Below are 17,399 nucleotides of genomic sequence, written 5' to 3' on the forward strand. Positions count from 1 at the left end.
CTGATCCGGGACGCCGCACATCCCGAATCACTTCCAATTGAGCAGACCCGAATCACCTTGTCCAGAGTCAGAATGAGGAGGAATTAAGAAATCAATGAGACCGTCGCTCAGCGCAACGATCTCCCCACAATATCCCTGGTGTCGTTGGAAAGATCTGGAATCGCTGCAAGGTTTTCCAGCGCTGCCTTTGCGGCATGCCGCCGACCCGCCTCGAAGCTCCGCCACGAACGAAATGTGGTCGCAATTCGTGCGGCGATCTGCGGGTTGAGCTTGTCGAGTTCGGCTATCCGCTCCGCCACGAAGCGGTAGCCGGCGCCGTCCGCGCGGTGGAAGGCGAGCTGGTTGCCGCCCGCGAAGGTGCCGACGAGGGCGCGGACACGGTTGGGATTGCGCAGCGTGAATTTCGGATGGTCGAGCAGGCCGGCGACGGTGTCGAGCGCCGCCACGTCGGGGATCGTCGCCTGCAGCGCGAACCATTTGTCGACGACCAGTCCGTCATCCTCGAAGCGGGTGTAGAAGTCGGCCAGCGCCGCCTTCGACGCGTCCGCCGCTGGAAAGCGGTGCACGAGGATCGCCAGCGCGGCGAGACGGTCGGTCATGTTGCGCGCCGCCGCGTATTGCGCCTCGGCGGGGGCCGGATCGCCGCTGGCCGCCGCCAGATAGCCGAGCGCGACGTTGGCGAGCGACCGCCGGCCGGCGCTGTCGGCATCGGGCGAGAAGTCCGCGGCCGGCCTTGCGTCGGCGCGGATGGCCTCGAACAGCTTGCGGCCCCGTTCGCCGATGAACCGCTTGGCGGCCTCGACGGCTGCGTGGATCGCGTCGGGATCGACGTTCTCGGCGAGCATACGGGCGATTTCCGGCTCGCTGGGCAGCGCCAGCGCCTGGGCGCGATAGGCGGCCTCGATGCTCTCGTCGCCGGCCGAGCCGAGGATCGCGTCGACGATCTCCGGCGGCAAAGGCGGCTGCGAGGGCGCCAGTGGCTTGCGACTGGCCTCGACGAGGGCCTCGGCGACGAGGTCGTTGAGAATCCGCCAGCGGTTGAAGAGGTTCGGATCGAGCCGCGCCAGCGCCAGCCGGTCGGACAGGCTCTGCTCGTGATGCAGCGTCACCGGCGCCGAGAAGTCGCGCAGCACCGACAGATACGGCCGCTCGCCGACATTCTCGAAGACCACGGTCTCCTCTTCGCCGGTGAGATGGATGACATCCCCGTCGACCTCGGCGCCATGGGCGACCGTGAACGCCTTGTCTTCACCGTTGGAGCCGACGAGGCCGAAGCGCACGGGGATGTGGAACGGCGCGCCGCCGGTGCCAGAGGCGCCGACTTCCAGCGCCTGCTTCAGTCCGACCGTCAACGTGCCGCTGGCCGCGTCGTAGTCCTCGGTGATCGCCAGCGACGGCGTGCCGGCCTGACTGTACCAGAGCGCGAACTGCGTGAGGTCGGCGCCGGCGGCGTCCTCGAAGCAGGCGATGAAATCCTCGATCGTCGCGGCATCGCCGTCATGGCGCTCGAAATAGAGGTCCATGCCCTTGCGGAAATCGTCGCGGCCGAGGATCGTTGCGATCATCCGAACCAGCTCGGCGCCCTTGTCGTAGACGGTCGCGGTGTAGAAGTTGTTGATCTCCTTGTATTCGCGCGGCCGCACCGGGTGCTGCAGCGGTCCCTGGTCCTCGGGGAACTGGTGCGCCTTCAGCCGCCGCACCGAGTTGATCCGCTGCACCGGCGCCGAGCGCTCGTCGGCCGAGAACTCCTGGTCGCGATAGACCGTCAGGCCTTCCTTCAGGCAGAGCTGGAACCAGTCGCGGCAGGTGATGCGGTTGCCGGTCCAGTTGTGGAAATATTCGTGCGCGATGACCGTCTCGACGCCGGCATAGTCGGCGTCCGTCGCGGTGTCGGAATCGAGCAGCACGTATTTGTGGTTGAAGACGTTGAGGCCCTTGTTCTCCATGGCGCCCATGTTGAAGTCGGAGATCGCGACGACGTTGAACACGTCGAGATCGTATTCGCGGCCGAAGCGCCGCTCGTCCCACCACATCGAGCGCTTCAGCGCGTCCATGGCGTAGCCGGCCTGCGCGACGCGGCCCTTCTCGGTGTAGATGCCAAGCGTCACCGGCTTGCCGCTGGCGGTGGTGAATTCCTCGTGGATGGAATCGAGGTCGCCGGCGACAACGGCGAAGAGATAGGATGGCTTGTTGAACGGGTCGTCCCAGACGGCGAAGTGCCGGTCGTCCGGCAATTCGCCGTGCTCGGCCGGATTACCGTTGGACAGAAGGATCGGCGCGGCCGCCTTGTCGGCTTCGATCCGTACCTTGTAGGGCGCCAGCACGTCCGGCCGGTCGAGGAAATAGGTGATGCGACGGAAGCCCTCGGCCTCGCACTGCGTGCACCAGACGCCGTTGGAGCGGTAGAGCCCCATCAGCTTGGTGTTCTCCTCCGGCACGATGCGCGTTCCGATGGCGAGGGTGAAGCGGCCGGCGGCGGGCAGGGCGGAGATTTCCAGCCGCTCGGGCGAGGCGGTGTAGGCGTCGGCGGCCAGTGCGGCGCCGTCCAGTGTTACGCCGCTCAGCGTCAGCTCGTCGCCGTCGAGCACCAGCGGCGTATCGGCACCGACGCCCTCGCGACGCTCGAGGACCAGCTGCGTGTCGATCTCGGCGCTGCCCTCGAACAGGCGGATGGTCATCGCCACCGAGTGGAGGACGAAGTCGGTCGGGCGGTAGTCCTCGAGCTTGATCGTCGGGCCGTCATCGGTGCGCAGCATGGGGCGTATCCTCTTTGATCGTCACGCAGGTAGGCCCGCGCGGCACGAATGCCAACCGTTTCACCGCAAAGCTTGCCGTTGCTGCCCTCGACGCCGGCGCGCTGCCGCAATAAATGGGACGGGCGGCTTTTCAGCGCGGACCGGTCGACGCATGGTTCGAGCGGCGCCGTTGCGGACCGCGTGCGAGGAATCATCAGCATGAACGTCATGACCCCCAAGTTCGGCCTCGGCGCCTCGGTGCTGCGCAAGGAGGACGATGTCTTCATCCGCGGTGCCGGCCACTACACCGACGACGAGACGCGCGAAGGCCTGCTGCACGCCGTCGTGGTGCGCTCGCCGCACGCCCATGCCCGCTTCACGATTGCCGATCTCGAGGCCGCCCGCTCGGCACCCGGCGTCCGGCTGATCCTCACCCACGAGGACATCGCCGATCTCGGCGACATTCCCTGCATGGCGCCGATCAAGCCGGCCGACGGCATGCCTTTCGCGCCGCGCAACGCGCCGGTGCTGGCGCGAGACATCGTCCAGCATGTCGGCGACGCCGTCGCCTTCGTCGTCGCCGACAGCGCCATGGAAGCGCGCGACGCCGCCGAGCTTGTCGAGGTCGACTACGACCCGCTGCCTGCCGTCGCCGACATCGCCAGCGCCCGCGCCGAGGGTGCGATCCTTGCGTCCGAGGGCAGCGCCGACAATCTCGCCACCCGCCTCCACGAGGGCGACAAGGCGGCGACCGAGGCGGCCTTTGCCGCAGCGGTGCATGTCACCACCGTCACGCTGGCGCAGAACCGTCTCGTCTGCAACTACATGGAGACGCGCTCGGCGGTCGGCGAATATGCCGAGCCGCGCTACACGCTGACCACCGGCAGCCAGGGCGTCCACGGGATGCGCAACATCCTGGCGGGCCGCGTGCTGAAGATCGACAACGACCAGCTGCGCGTCGTCACCCGCGACGTCGGCGGCGGCTTCGGCACCAAGGCCTTTGTTTACCGCGAGCATGCGCTGGTGCTGGTCGCGGCGCGCCGCCTCGGCCAGCCGGTCAAGTGGACCGCCGACCGCACCGACCATTTCGTCAGCGACGCGCATGGCCGCGACAACATCGTCACCGGCAAGATGGCGATGGACGCGGACGGGCGCTTCACCGCGCTGTCGATCGACCTGGCCGCCAATCTCGGCGCCTATGCCTCGCAATACGGGCCGATGATCCCCTGGTTCGGCATGTCGATGGCGACCGGCCTCTACGACATCCCGGCGATCGACGTCGACTGCCGCGCCTACTACACCAACACCGTGCCGGTGGACGCCTATCGCGGCGCCGGCCGGCCGGAGGCGGCCTATCTGATCGAGCGCCTCGTCGACCAGTGCGCCCTCGATCTCGGGATCGACCGGGTGGAACTGCGCCGGCGCAATTTCATCCGCGGCGACCAGCTGCCGTACCGCACGGCGTTCGGGCGGCTCTACGACACCGGCGATTTCACCGGCCATCTGGACGAGGCGCTGCGCCGCTCCGGCTGGGCGGATTTCGAGACCCGCCGCGCGGCCGCGAAGGAAGAGGGCAAGCTGCGCGGCATCGGGCTGGCCGCCTATGTCGAGGCCTGCGCGTTCCCTGGGTCGGAGCCCGCCTATGTCGAGCTGACCGCCGAGGGCCGCGTCGAGCTGAAGATCGGCACCCAGACCAACGGCCAGGGCCACGCGACCGCCTATGCGCAGTTCGTCGCCGAGGAGCTGAAGCTCGACTACGACCTGATCGACGTGCGCCAGGGCGACACCGACGAGACGCCGACCGGCGGCGGCACCGGCGGCTCGCGCTCGATCCCGCTCGGCGCCGTCTCGGTGCGCCGGGCGAGCCAGGCGCTGGCCGACAAGCTGAAGAAGCTCGCCGCCGACGAGCTGGAGGCTGCCGTCGCCGACATCGAGCTCGATGGCGGGACGGCGCGCATCGTCGGCACCGACCGGTCGATCGACTTCGCCGCGCTGGCGGCCGCCGCGAAGAGCGACGCGGACCGCAAGGCGACCGGCGAGTTCAAGCAGGAAGAGGCGACCTATCCGAACGGCACGCATGTCTGCGAGGTCGAGATCGACCCGGAAACCGGCGCGACCCACATCGTCGCCTACACGATCGTCGACGATTTCGGCGTGACGGTGAATCCGATCCTGCTGGCTGGCCAGATCCATGGCGGCGTCGCGCAGGGCATCGGCCAGGCGCTGATCGAGAACGCCGTCTATGACGGCGAGGGACAGCTGGTCACCGCAAGCTTCATGGACTACGCCATGCCGCGGGCGGAGGATCTGCCGAATTTCGACTTCCGCACCCGCAACGTTCCCTCGACCACCAACGCCCTCGGCATCAAGGGCGCGGGCGAGGCGGGCACGATCGGGGCAGCGCCGGCGGTGATGAACGCCGTCGCCGATGCGCTCCGGCCGGCCGGCGTCGACCATATCGACATGCCGGCGACGCCGCTGCGGATCTGGGAGGCGCTGCAGGCAGCGCACTGACGGTCGAAGCGAGCGATCGCACGGCCCGGCGGCAAGAGCCGCCGCGAGGGGGATAGCAGGGCATGAACAGTTCGACGGCGGACGGGCGGGTATCCCGCCCGATGCTCGGCATTTTGCTGAAATGCATTTCGGTGGTGGTCTTCGTCGGCATGCAGACGGCGATCAAGACGGGCGGCGAGGCGATCCCGGCCGGCGAGATCGTGTTCTTCCGCTCCTTCTTCGCGCTGATCCCGGTGGCGATCTACCTCGCCTGGCTTGGGGACCTCGGCACCGCGATGAAGACCGACGACCTGCCCGGCCATGTCGTGCGCGGGCTCGTCGGCGTCACCTCGATGGGCTTCGGCTTCTTCGCCCTGACCCGGCTGCCCTATCCGGAGTGGATCACCATCTCCTATGCGGCGCCGCTGCTGACGGTGGTCTTCGCGGCGGTGTTCCTCAAGGAGGTGGTTCGGCTCTATCGCTGGAGCGCGGCGATCGTCGGGCTGCTCGGCATCGTCGTGGTGACGCTGCCCAGCCTTTCCGTCACCGCGGAGCCGCTGGACGATGCCGAGCTGGTCGGCATCGGCGCCGCGCTGATCTCCGCGACCGTCGCGGCGATCGCGATGATCCAGATCCGCCGGCTGGTGCGCACCGAGGCGACAGCGACGATCGTCGTCTATTTCTCGCTGACCTGCTCGGCGATCGCGGCAGTTTCGGCGCTGATCTTCCCCTGGGTGATGCCGAGCCCGCAGCAGGCGGCGTTCCTGGTCGTGGCAGGGCTCTGCGGCGGCGTCGGCCAGCTGCTGCTCACCTCCGCCTATCGCTACGCCGACGCCTCGACCGTCGCGCCGTTCGAATACACCTCGATGATCCTCGCCATCGCCATCGGCTATTTCGTGTTCGGCGAGGCGGTCGGCCTTGCGACCCTCATCGGCGGCGGCATCGTCGTGTCGGCGGGTATCTTCATCATCTGGCGCGAGCACCGGCTGGGCATCGAGCGCAACCGGGCGAGGGGCGTGTCGCCGCCGGGGGGATGAGGGGCCGCCACATCCGGCCTGTCGCCCGCCTAGCGCGTCAGTGCGACGATCGGATCGTGCAGCTGTTCGAGCCAGCGGCCGAATTGCGACGGATCGCCGTCGACCCGCATCGCGCCCGAACGCCGGAACCCGTCGAGGGCGGCGTGAAACGCCGGATCGTCGCTGCGCAGCAGGTTGAGCGTTCGCGCCGCCGCCGCCGTGATCTCGATCGTCACCGCGGCCCGCTCGTTTGGTTGCACGCCGGCCCTGAACGACGGCGTGCCCGCTACGATGTCGAAGCGAAGTCCCTGGACGAGGCCGTCGGAGAGTTCGACCCCTTCGGTATAGCGCTCGACCAGCGACAGGCTCAGCGCCGTCGACAGCGCCGCCCGCGTGGCGGCTTCGCACATCATCGTTCCGACCATCTCGAACCAGGCGGTCGTTCCCTGGCGCAGCCTTGCATCCGAGCCCATCGGACTTCCTTTCCATGACGGGGCCGCCGCTGCTTGAGCGGCGGCCGATGACGCGCGTCCGCGCTATCCGACCGTGAGGACGATCTTGCCGCGGATGTACCCGCCGGCGGCGCGCTCGTGCGCCTTGCGGGCGTCGGCGAGCGGGAAGACGCTGTCGATGGCGACGCGGACGGTGCCGTCGTCGAGCAGGCGCCCGACTTCCTCCAGCTGCGCGCCGTTCGAGCGAACCTGGGTGGTCGAGACGGTGACCCCCAGCGTTGCTGCCTTGTCGGTACCATCGAAGCCCAGCGGGAACACCGGGAACAGCGCGCCGCCGCGTTTCAGCGTGCGCAGGAAGCGGCCGGTCGTCGGACCACCGACGGCGTCGAGGACGAGATCCACCCCGTGGACGACATTTTCGGGCGGTGTCGCCGTGTAGTCGATGAATTCGTCGGCCCCGAGATCGCGCAGGAACGCCGCGTGCTCGCCGGACGCGACCGCGATCACCCGCGCCCCGCGCCATTTCGCCAGCTGCACCGCGAAGTGCCCGACGCCGCCGGCGGCGCCGTTGACCAGCACGGTCCGGCCCTCGAGCGGGACCGGTTCGTGCCGGTGCGGCTGCAGCGGGTTCGGCCCATCGTGCCCCAGCTCGATCAGGAACTGCCAGGCGGTCAGCAGCGACATCGGCGCGGCGGCGGCATGGTCATGGTCGATGCCGGCGGGCTTGCCGGCGAGCTCCGACGCCGGGACGCCGACGAACTCGGCATAGGCCCGGCTGTCCCCGGCAAGGCCTTCCGGGAAGCGGACCATCGAATAAACCGCGTCGCCGACGGCGAACGCCGTCACGTCGTCGCCCACCGCCGCGACGACGCCGGAAATATCCGTCCCAAGAATGAGGGGAAACGCCACCTTCGGCTGCCATTCGGGCGGCAGCATCCTGTAGCCCTCGCGCAGATACCAGTCCGGCGGGTTGATCCCCACCGCGCGGACGCGGACGAGCACGTCGCCGGCCGCTAGCGCCGGGACCGGCGCGTCCTCGTAGACCAGCATTTCGGGGCCACCGAAGCCGTGCTGCCGGATCGCCTTCATCATTTCTGTCGCCATCGCTTCCACCTTGCCGGGAATTGCTCTATCGCATGAGCGGAGCAGTGATCCGTATAAGCGGAGCACCGACCCGTTTGTCAAGGGAAACCATGCGCGCCGACGCGAGGAAGAATTACGATCACCTGCTCGCCGTGGCGCGCACGGTGATCGCCGAGCAGGGCGCCGAGGCGTCCCTGCGCGATATCGCCCGCCAGGCGGGGGTCGGGCTCGGCACGCTCTACCGGCATTTTCCGCGGCGCGAGGCACTGCTCGACGCGCTGCTGCGCGCGAGCTTCGATGAACTCACGCGACGGGCGGGGGATCTGGAAGGCTCGGCCGCGCCCGGGCAGGCGCTGACCGTGTGGCTGCGGGAAGCCGTCGCCGTCGCGCATGTCTACAGCGGCGCGATCGAGTCGATGGTCGCGGCGATCGCCGACCCGGAATCGGCGCTGCACGCCTCCTGCCACGCCATGCGCGCGGCGGGCGCCCATCTCCTGGCGCGCGCCCAGGCCACGGGCGAGGCCCGCGCCGATCTCGACGGCACCGACCTCTTCGCGCTGCTCGGCGCACTCGCCTGGCTGCGCGATCAACCCTCGCTGGCGCCCCGCGCGGACCATCTCTTCGATGTCATCGCCGGTGCCATCCTGGTGAGGGTGTGACCGCCGGCGGCCTGTCGCTGCGCCGAGGCTCCACCGTCGCGCCGTTCGAACGCGCGGCGATGATCCTCCCCACCGGCTATGTCCTGTTCGGCGAGGCGCTGGGCCTCGAAACCCTGATCGGGGGCGGCATCGCCGTCTCGGCCGGCATCACGCCTGAACGCAGACAGCAAAACGGGAGCGGCGTCGCCACCGCTCCCGTCTCGCAATCAGCACCGCAGGATCAGCTGAACTGATCTTTCACCGCGTCCTTGGCCTTGCCGATGTTCTTCTCGGTCTTGCCTTCGACGCGATCGCCGGTGCCTTCGGCTTCCATGCGATCGTTGCCGGTCAGCTTGCCGGCTTTTTCCTTGATCGAGCCGCCAATTTCCTTGGCTTTGCCGTCGGTCTGTTCGTTGCTCATCGTTTTCTCCTCTCGGGCTGGATGCCCGGATCGTCCCATGGCCAACGAGAGCTGCCCGTGATCGTTCCGAGAAAGGCCAGGCTGGAAGGAGCGGCCGCAGGCCACGGGATCGTCGACATTTCCGTTACGGCGATGTTTCGGCGGATGCCGCCCGCCATCGCGCCGGCCCGCAAGCCCGACGCCGATCCTCCGGCTGGCCATGATCGGCGGATCATGTTCCCCCGACCGCAGCGCGGGTGCCGGGCGCTGCCTCGGCCGCGAGGCCCTTCTTTTCACCCATGCCGCTTAGCAGGCATCGCAGGACGTCCGACCCGGTGATCATGCGCTTTTCCTCCGGCGACCAGAGGAGAATGACCGTCTCGTCATGCCCGGCCTCCTGGCCGCGGCGCAGGGCAAGGATGCCAAGGGCGGTATCGAGCGTGTCGGTCGGCCGGGTGACGACTGCCGGACGATGACAATAGGCGCGGGGAGAGGCCTGGTCGCCCAGCACCAGGACGTCGCGCAGGAAAGCGGACGCGTTCATCAGAAGGCGCGGCAGACCTTCGTCATCCGTGAGGACGATCCACTTCTTGCGGGAGGCCGCCAGCCTGGCGACGAAGGGATCATCCTGCGCGCCGCCGATGGCGGGAAACACCGGGTCGGCTCCCTCGAAGGGCAACCGCATGACGCTGTCGGGATCGAGCGGTTTGCCCTGGTCCCGGACGACGAGGTCGTCGAGCGCCAGGAAGTTGGTGGCGCCGATCGCCTCTATCCGACCCACCTCGCTTTCATCGTTCACGGCATGATAGCGCAGGATGTTGTGCAGCTCGCGTTCGCGGAACCAGGGCACGGTCTCGGTGCCCACCCATGCGTCGAGAAGTAGTGCGGTGGGCTTTGCGAGTGGCCACAGGATGATGCGGTAGAACCGCAGGACCGGGGCGAAGAAGGCGACGGCCCGCAAAGCATGGCGGGAAAAATAGGCCTGCGGCACGATCTCGCCCAACGCCGTGATGACGACGGTGGAAAACAGGAAGGCCAGCAAGCCGGTCATCACCGAATCCGCCAGCATGGTCAGCAGCACGTTGATGGCGACATTGCCCATCAGGATGGTGACGAGCGTGAAATTCGCGTCCCGCCGGAATTCGAGGGCGCTGGACGCGCTCTTGTCCCCCGCCGCAGCCGCCGCCTCCAGCCGAAGGCGGCTGAGGCTGAACACGGCGATGTTGGAACCGGAGAACAAGGCCGACTGCGAGATGCAGACGGCTATCCCTATCCAGATGAGTATGTCGTCCATGGAATCTCCTGTGCCTTCAGGGCGCAATGGGCTGGTGTCGGCTGCAGTTCCGGCGCAGGCGACGAGGGAATGGCTGAGGACCCTGGGATGGTGGCCGTCGAGGGGTCGTGAGCTGGGAATTCGCAACTAACGCCAAGGCGGTATCGCAGACCTCCTCCCGATGATCGGGTCGCGGCTATGGATCACGAATTATTGAGCGAAGGCATCAGCTTCGCAAAAGTTGCGCCGGGCTAGTTTCGCGTGTCGCGAGGCCGCTCCGGCTCGAAGCCGCGGCTCGACCAGCCGTTCGACACGCCGTCTCGCCAGCTTCATTTTCCTCCGATTGGACCCGCCATGAGATCCCAGATCCTCCTCTCCCTCGCTCTTCTCGGCGGGCTCGGAACAGCTTCGGCCCTGGCCGAGTGCAACCTTGCCGATTCCGGGCTGGAGGAGGCGATCATCCAGAAGCCGGAGCTGCGCGGGCCGGAAGGGCGCCACATGGTGCGCGACCTCCGCCACTTGCGCGATACGGCCTTCATCCTCTGGTCCTACGGCCGCACCGACGACTGCGCGCGGGTCATGGGCAACATCCGCGAGCTCGTCTCCGAGCCGTCGATGGCCAGCATGGGCGGCAACGACGAGGACGAGGCGGACCAGCAGTTCGCCGCCCGCGAGCCCATGGTCCGGCGCGGCGCGACGGAAGGCCATCGCGACGACGTCGGCGCGACGCCGCTCGTCGCCATCGCCGAGCTGTCGCCGGGGCTGCGGGCCAACGAGTTCATCGGCTCGGAAGTGCGCAGCTCCGACGACCGGATCATCGGCGAGGTGAGGAACGTCGTCTTCGAGACCAAGGACCACGACGGCTACGCGGTCATCGCCTCCGGCGGCTTCTTCATCCCCGGCACCGACAGCATCATCGCGCCGATCCGGTTCCTCAAGGTCTCGCAGGAACGCGACGTGTTCTTCCTGCCGATGCCCGAGACCGAGGTGAAGACCATCCCGCTGATGCCCGACCAGGACTACACCTGGCTGTCGAACACCGACTGGCGCAGCCGCAACGACGCGCTGTTCGAGAAGCCGTGGCACTAGGCGGGAGCTGGGCCTTACAGAGGCGCGCCCCTGTCAGGCCTGCTGGCCCCTGTCGGCAGGATGACCCGCCGGCAAAGGCCGCAGACCGTCATCCATCTGTGACCTTCCCCGGCTACCTCAGTCTGGAACCATTCCAGTCCGGCGCTCGGCGCCGCGAGGGTTCGCAATCTCTTCTGCGACAGGGGTCACCGATGAACGAACACACGACAGACCGCAAAGTCTTCCGTACCAGCCAGCTCGAGCTGGCGGACGGCGAGGGCACCAACAAGACCGACAACCGCACGATGGGCGAGATCATCGCCGCCCGCTTCTCGCGCCGCGACTTCCTGCGCGGCGCGATGGCAGCGACGGCGATCACGGCGACTGTCAGCCCGATGGCGCTGATGGCGGCCGGCGAAGCCAAGGCGCAGGGCGCCGCCGGCACCCGCTTCGACTTCACCGAGGTCGAGGCCGGCGTCGATGCGACGCACCACGTCGCCGAAGGCTATGACGCCGACGTTCTCATCCGCTGGGGCGACGCGATCTTCCCGGACTCGCCGGCCTTCGACCCGAACGCGCAGACCGCCGAGAGCCAGGCCCGCCAGTTCGGTTACAACAACGACTATGTCGGCTTCGTGCCGCTGGAAGACGGCTCGTCCGAACATGGCCTCCTCGTCGTCAATCACGAATACACCAACGAACATCTGATGTTCCCGGGCATCGTCACGATCGCCGACGGCGAGCCCCAGATCGCACCGGCCGACCGCAACCGGGTCGATACCGAGATGGCGGCGCACGGCATGACGGTGGTCGAGATCCGCAAGGATGCGGGCAAGTGGCAGGTGGTTCTCGACGGCGCCAACAACCGCCGCATCACGGTCGAAACCGAGATGGCGATGACGGGTCCGGCGGCCGGGCACGATCGCCTGAAGACCAGTGCCGACGCCACGGGCAGCAAGGTGCTCGGCACGATCAACAACTGCGCCGGCGGCACGACGCCCTGGGGCACGGTGGTGTCGGGCGAGGAAAACTTCCACGGCTACTTCATCGGCGCGGTAGCCGCTGATCACGCCGAGGCAGGCAATCACGACCGCTACGGCGTGCCGGGCGAATCCTATGAATGGGGCAATTTCCACGACCGCTTCGACGTGTCGAAGGAGCCGAACGAGCCGAACCGCTTCGGATGGATGGTCGAGGTCGACCCGATGGACCCGAACTCGGTACCGAAGAAGCGCACGGCGCTCGGCCGCATGAAGCACGAGGGCGCCGAGTCGATCGTCAACAGCGACGGTCGCGTGGTGTTCTACATGGGCGACGACGAGCGCTTCGAATATGTCTACAAGTTCGTCACCGCCGGCACCTTCAACGAGACCGACCGGGCCGCGAACATGGACCTGCTCGACGAGGGCACGCTCTATGTCGCGCGCTTCGAAGAGGACGGCACGGTGGCATGGCTGCCGATGGTCCACGGCGAAGGCCCGCTGACCGCCGAGAACGGCTTCGAGAGCCAGGCTGACGTGCTGATCGAGACACGCCGCGCCGCCGACCTTCTCGAGGCCACCAAGATGGACCGGCCGGAAGACATCGAGCCGAACGGCACCAATGGCCGCGTCTACGTCATGCTGACCAACAACACCAAGCGCGAGGAGGCCGATGCGGCCAACCCGCGCGTCGACAACAAGTTTGGCCACATCGTCGAGATCGCCGAAGAAGGCGGCGATTTCGCCGCCACCACCGGAACCTGGGAAATCCTGGTGAAGTGCGGTGACCCGTCCGTCGCCGAAGTCGGCGCGACGTTCTCGACCGAGACCACCAAGAACGGCTGGTTCGGCATGCCCGACAACTGCGCCGTCGACGCCGACGGCCGGCTCTGGGTCTCGACCGACGGCAATTCGCCGAAGGCGACCGGGCGTACCGACGGCCTCTGGGCGGTCGACACGGACGGCGAGGCGCGCGGCACCTCGAAGCTGTTCTTCCGCGTGCCGGTCGGCGCCGAGATGTGCGGCCCGCTGTTCCTGCCGGACATGCAGACCGCCTTCCTCGCGGTGCAGCATCCGGGCGACGGCGGCGACGACTGGGAAGGCTTCGGCCGGCCGTCCTACTACGAGGATCCGTCGACCCGCTGGCCCGATTTCGACGACGCCCTGCCGGTGCGCCCGTCCGTGGTGGCCATCACCAAGCAGGGCGGCGGTCGCATCGCCTGACGCTCGTCGCTACAGTGAACAGAAAGGGGCGGTCCTTGTCGGGCCGCCCTTTTTCGTTCGGCGGCGCGATGGCCATGGCGGCCATTGCAGGCCTTGCTAGGGTATGGGACAGCCCGGCGATCGAGGCGGTCGGCCAGCATCCGGGCGTTGTCGCGCCACATGCCCGGCGGTCGCCGGTTCCGGGGGAGCGGTGCGATTGACGAAGGCACGCCGGTTAAGCGACGCATTCGGCCTGTCAGAACCCGCATTCTCGCCCTGTTGATTTCATCGCTGCGTTGGACCGCTTCGCCTTCCACGCGACGGCATGGCCGATGACGAGAAGGGCATCGGCGATCGGTACCGGAAGCGCCAACGGGACGATGCTCCGCCTTGGGACGATGGCCTTCGCGATGCGGGTCTTGATGGCCCGTTGGGCGGCATCAGCCCTGCGGCTCAGATGATCGCGTGGCGGACTTTGGCGGACACCCACTCGCTGACCAGCACGGTGATCAGGATCAGCGCGAAGATCACGGTTACCTGGCTCCAGGCCAGCATGTTGAGCGAGGCCTGCAGGTTCAGGCCGAGACCGCCGGCACCGACGAGGCCGAGAATGGCGCTCTCGCGGATGTTGATGTCCCAGCGGAAGACGGTGATGCCGGCGAAGGCCGGCAGGAGCTGCGGGACGATGGCGTAGTCGATGACCTGCGCCTGGCTGGCGCCTGTGGCTTTCACGGCCTCGACCTGTCCCGGATCGATCTCCTCGATCGCCTCGTAGAGCAGCTTGCCGATGAAGCCGATCGAACGCAGCGCGATGGCGATGATGCCGGCCAGAAGCCCCGGCCCGACGATGGTGACCAGCAGCAGTGCCCAGATCAGCGAATTGATCGAGCGCGAGGCGACGATGATGAACAGCGCCGCCGGCCGGAGGATCACCGCGCTGGGCGTCGTGTTGCGCGCCGCAAGAAACGCCACCGGGACGGCGATGATCGTGCCGATCAGCGTGCCGAGCGTCGCCATGTTGATCGTGTCCCACAGTGGCTGCCAGAGCCGCGGCAGGTACTCCCAGCGCGGCGGCCAGGAGCGGGACGCGAGATCGGCCGCCTGCCGCGGCGCGTCCTCGACGAAGACCCACAGCGTGCCGCGGTTCATCACCTCCCAGGAGAAGACGAAGAGGATCGCCAGCGCCACCCAGGCAGCATAGCGCAGCCAGTCGGACTGGCGCGTGCGCCGGCGCCAGATCGGGCCGTCGAGTGTGCGCGAAACCGGCATTACTGGACCCATTTGCGGATGTAGCTCGAGCCGTATTCGGCGAGCATGACGACGATGATGATCAGGATGAGGATCGCGCCGGCGGTGTCGTAGTCGTAGCGCTGCATCGAGGTGTTGAGCGTCGCGCCGATGCCGCCGGCACCGACGATGCCGATCACCGCCGATTCCCGGAAGTTGATGTCGAAGCGGTAGAGCGACAGGCCGATCAGCCGCGGCATGACCTGCGGCTGGATGCCGTAATTGACCAGCTGCCACCAGGACGCGCCGGTGGCGCGGATTGCCTCGGCCTGGGCCTCGTCGATGTCCTCGATGTCCTCGGCCAGAAGCTTGGCGAGAAAGCCGATCGTCGCGAAGGACAGCGTCAGGAAGCCGGCGAACGGCCCGAAGCCGAACATCGCGACGAAGAGGATCGCGATGACGATCTCCTGGAAGGCGCGGGAGACGGCGATGATCGCGCGGCAGACCGCATAGACCGGCATTGGCGCGATATTGCGCGCCGCGCCGATCCCGACGGGGACCGAGAGCAGGATGCCGACCACCGTGGCGCACACGGTCATTGTCAGGCTTTCCTCGAAGCCTTTCCAGATGTCCCCGGCGCGGGTGGTGAAATCGGGGACGAGGAAGCCCTGGATGAACCGGCCGGCGCGGTCCATGCCTTCCATCACCCGCATCCAGTCGACGTCGACGGTGGCGAGGGCCGCAACGAGATAGATCAGCGCGCCGCCATAGATGGCGATCCGCCAGCGCCGGTCGGGGATCAGGACCGGCGGCCGTCGCCAGGTGCGCTGGCCTGCCGTTGCCCTGGAAGCTGCCGAGGTCACGCCAGGGTCTCCAGGCGCTCGTCCCGCGCCTGCTCGAAGGCGGCGACCGCGGCCGAGTCCTCGGCATCCTCGTCGGCGGCTGCGCGCATCTGCGTCCAGTCTTCCTCGCCGTAGATCCGGGTCAGCGCCGCGTCGTCGAGCGCCTCGGGCGGGCCGTCGAACACGACTTCGCCGGCGCGCAGGCCGATGATCCGGCCGACGAACATGCGCGCCAGCATGACGTCGTGGATGTTGACGATCGCCGGGAGCGTGCGCTCCTGGCAGATTTCGACGATCAGCCGCATGATCTGGCGCGAGGTCTTTGGGTCGAGGGAGGCCGTCGGCTCGTCGACGAGCAGCAGCTCCGGGTTCTGCGCCAGGGCCCGGGCGATGCCGACGCGCTGGCGCTGGCCGCCCGAGAGCGCGTCGGCGCGCTTGTCGACATGATCGGACAGGCCGACCCGGTCGAGCAGCGCGAAGGCCGTGTCGACGTCGGCCTGCGGATAGCGACGGGTAAAGGAGCGCCAGAAGGGCACATAGCCGAGCCGGCCGGAGAGGACATTCTCCATCACCGTCAGCCGCTCGACCAGCGCGAATTCCTGGAAGATCATGCCGATCCGGCGGCGCACCTTGCGCAACTCGCCGCGGCCGAGCTTGGTGACGTCGAGATCGTTGAGGCGGACGCTGCCGCCGGTCGGCTCGACCAGGCGGTTGATGCAGCGGATGAGCGACGACTTGCCGGCGCCGGAGGGGCCGATCAGCCCGACGACATCGCCGGGCGCCACCGAGAAGGAAACGCCGCGCAATGCGAGATCGCCGGTCTTGTAGCGCTTCTCGAGGGCCTCGATCGTCAGCATGTCGTGGTGCCTTTCCGCAATCGGCGGGCATTGGTCCGTCCACCGGATGGGCTCCGGCGGCAAGAGACGACGCGAGCGAAAGGCCCGCGTCGTCTCAGTTCGGTCAGATCAGTCCGGCCTGGAAGCAGACCTTACTGGCAGGAATACGAAACGCCGTTGGCCTCGTCGATCTGGCGGATCACCGACCAGTCGTCCTTGAAGCTGATCTCGATGAACTGCTCCTCGCCGGACTTGCCGAATTCCTCAGCCAGCTTCGAGCCTTCCCAGGGGAAGGACATGAAGGCTTCGCGGATCTTCTCCTGGAGCTCCGGCGTCAGGTTGTAGACGGTGCCGTAGCCGGTGGTCGGGAAGGTCTGCGAGGTGTAGACGACCTTGGTCGCATCGGCTTCGACCGCGCCGCGCTCGACCATGCGGGTCTTCACCGAATTGGCGATCGCCGCGGCCGGATAGTCGTTGTTGGCGACGCCGAGGATCGAGGTGTCGTGCGAGCCGGAGAAGACCGGCTCGAAATCCTCGCCCGCCGTCATGTCGAACTCGCTGGCCAGGATCGCCGACGGCGCCTTGAAGCCGGAATTGGAGGTTTCCTGCGTGAAGGCGATCTGGCCGCCGCGCAGATCCTCGACCTCGGTGGCCTCGGAATCACCCGGGACGATGATCTCCATCTCGTAGCCGAAGGAACCGTCCTTGGCCGCCATCATGGCGAAGGGGCGGAAGCCGGCGCAGGCGACGGCGATCGGGTTGGCGCCGGTGTTGAAGCCGGAGATGTGCAGGCGGCCGGCGCGCATCGCTTCCAGCTGCGCGGCGTTCGACTGCACGGGGAAGAACTGCACGTCCTTGCCGGTGACTTCCGAAAGGTGCTCGAGGAAGCCCTCCCAGACGCCGGCGTAGACGGCGGGGTCCTCGACCGGCGTGTAGGCGAAGACCAGCGTATCGGGATCGACGAGTTCGCTCGCCTCGGTCGGAATGTCGGCGAGGAGGTCGCCGTCGCTGTCGGTGAAGCGGCTGTCGAGCGCGAACTGGGCCTGCGCGGTCCCGATCAGCAGGGCGAGGGCGCCAGCCGTGGCGAAGGCGTGAGCGGAGAGCTTCCTGAGGTTCATGGGTCGCGTTCCCTGTCGAGGAGAGCCGAGGGGCT

General features: G+C 67.7%; 15 protein-coding genes. 6 read left to right on the forward strand and 9 right to left on the reverse strand.

The window, feature by feature from the left end; all coding sequences use genetic code 11:
* Positions 1–107: 107 nt before the first annotated feature.
* Positions 108–2,756, reverse strand: a complete 2,649-nt coding sequence (gene pepN / locus GTW51_RS13940) for an aminopeptidase N (protein ID WP_203566075.1) — start codon at positions 2,754–2,756, stop codon at positions 108–110.
* Positions 2,757–2,954: 198 nt separating this feature from the next.
* Between pepN and GTW51_RS13945 the strand changes: the two genes are divergently transcribed.
* A complete protein-coding gene (locus GTW51_RS13945) occupies positions 2,955–5,249 on the forward strand; it encodes a xanthine dehydrogenase family protein molybdopterin-binding subunit (protein WP_163044574.1) in 2,295 nt (764 codons plus the stop codon).
* 62 nt (positions 5,250–5,311) lie between these two features.
* Entirely contained in the window at positions 5,312–6,265 is a 954-nt protein-coding gene (locus GTW51_RS13950) for a DMT family transporter (RefSeq protein ID WP_246233103.1), read from the forward strand.
* Between the two features lie 29 nt (positions 6,266–6,294).
* On the opposite strand, the gene GTW51_RS13955 is transcribed toward GTW51_RS13950, so the two are convergent.
* Both GTW51_RS13955 and GTW51_RS13960 read right to left on the reverse strand, forming a co-directional pair.
* Positions 6,295–6,717, reverse strand: a complete 423-nt coding sequence (locus tag GTW51_RS13955) for a hypothetical protein (protein WP_163044575.1) — start codon at positions 6,715–6,717, stop codon at positions 6,295–6,297.
* Positions 6,718–6,780: 63 nt separating this feature from the next.
* A complete protein-coding gene (locus tag GTW51_RS13960; RefSeq protein ID WP_163044576.1) occupies positions 6,781–7,800 on the reverse strand; it encodes an NADP-dependent oxidoreductase in 1,020 nt (339 codons plus the stop codon).
* An 89-nt stretch (positions 7,801–7,889) separates the two neighbouring features.
* On the opposite strand from GTW51_RS13960, the gene GTW51_RS13965 reads away from it, so the two are divergent.
* The gene (locus GTW51_RS13965; RefSeq protein ID WP_163044577.1) at positions 7,890–8,438 is read left to right on the forward strand and encodes a TetR/AcrR family transcriptional regulator; all 549 of its coding nucleotides are present in this window, start codon (positions 7,890–7,892) and stop codon (positions 8,436–8,438) included.
* Complete coding sequence (locus tag GTW51_RS13970) at positions 8,435–8,671, forward strand: hypothetical protein (RefSeq protein ID WP_163044578.1); 237 nt, start codon at positions 8,435–8,437, stop codon at positions 8,669–8,671. The genes GTW51_RS13965 and GTW51_RS13970 overlap by 4 nt, the downstream gene beginning before the upstream one ends.
* On the opposite strand, the gene GTW51_RS23955 is transcribed toward GTW51_RS13970, so the two are convergent.
* Positions 8,659–9,039, reverse strand: coding sequence for a CsbD family protein (locus GTW51_RS23955; RefSeq protein WP_246233105.1), 381 nt, complete (start codon positions 9,037–9,039; stop codon positions 8,659–8,661). The genes GTW51_RS13970 and GTW51_RS23955 overlap by 13 nt on opposite strands.
* 10 nt (positions 9,040–9,049) lie before the next feature.
* The gene (locus GTW51_RS13980; protein WP_163044580.1) at positions 9,050–10,111 is read right to left on the reverse strand and encodes a DUF21 domain-containing protein; all 1,062 of its coding nucleotides are present in this window, start codon (positions 10,109–10,111) and stop codon (positions 9,050–9,052) included.
* Positions 10,112–10,444: 333 nt separating this feature from the next.
* On the opposite strand from GTW51_RS13980, the gene GTW51_RS13985 reads away from it, so the two are divergent.
* Positions 10,445–11,179, forward strand: a complete 735-nt coding sequence (locus tag GTW51_RS13985; RefSeq protein WP_163044582.1) for a PRC-barrel domain-containing protein — start codon at positions 10,445–10,447, stop codon at positions 11,177–11,179.
* Positions 11,180–11,370: 191 nt separating this feature from the next.
* A complete protein-coding gene (locus GTW51_RS13990; RefSeq protein WP_163044584.1) occupies positions 11,371–13,362 on the forward strand; it encodes a PhoX family protein in 1,992 nt (663 codons plus the stop codon).
* A gap of 432 nt (positions 13,363–13,794) precedes the next feature.
* Here GTW51_RS13990 and phnE (GTW51_RS13995) read toward each other — a convergent pair whose 3' ends face one another.
* The 4 genes from phnE (GTW51_RS13995) to phnD all read right to left on the reverse strand — a co-directional run bounded on the left by phnE (GTW51_RS13995) (position 13,795) and on the right by phnD (position 17,364).
* Positions 13,795–14,610, reverse strand: a complete 816-nt coding sequence (gene phnE, locus GTW51_RS13995) for a phosphonate ABC transporter, permease protein PhnE (RefSeq protein WP_163044586.1) — start codon at positions 14,608–14,610, stop codon at positions 13,795–13,797.
* On the reverse strand, positions 14,610–15,431 hold the full coding sequence (gene phnE / locus GTW51_RS14000) for a phosphonate ABC transporter, permease protein PhnE (RefSeq protein ID WP_163044588.1): 822 nt from the start codon (positions 15,429–15,431) through the stop codon (positions 14,610–14,612). The genes phnE (GTW51_RS13995) and phnE (GTW51_RS14000) overlap by 1 nt, the downstream gene beginning before the upstream one ends.
* Positions 15,428–16,267, reverse strand: a complete 840-nt coding sequence (gene phnC, locus GTW51_RS14005) for a phosphonate ABC transporter ATP-binding protein (protein WP_163044590.1) — start codon at positions 16,265–16,267, stop codon at positions 15,428–15,430. Before phnC ends, phnE (GTW51_RS14000) begins: the two co-directional genes overlap by 4 nt.
* 131 nt (positions 16,268–16,398) lie before the next feature.
* Positions 16,399–17,364: a phosphate/phosphite/phosphonate ABC transporter substrate-binding protein gene (phnD, locus tag GTW51_RS14010; protein WP_163044592.1), complete on the reverse strand. Its 966-nt coding sequence runs from the start codon at positions 17,362–17,364 to the stop codon at positions 16,399–16,401.
* Positions 17,365–17,399: the final 35 nt, after the last annotated feature.

The sequence above is a fragment of the Aurantimonas aggregata genome (genome assembly GCF_010500835.1).
GTDB lineage: Bacteria > Pseudomonadota > Alphaproteobacteria > Rhizobiales > Rhizobiaceae > Aurantimonas > Aurantimonas aggregata.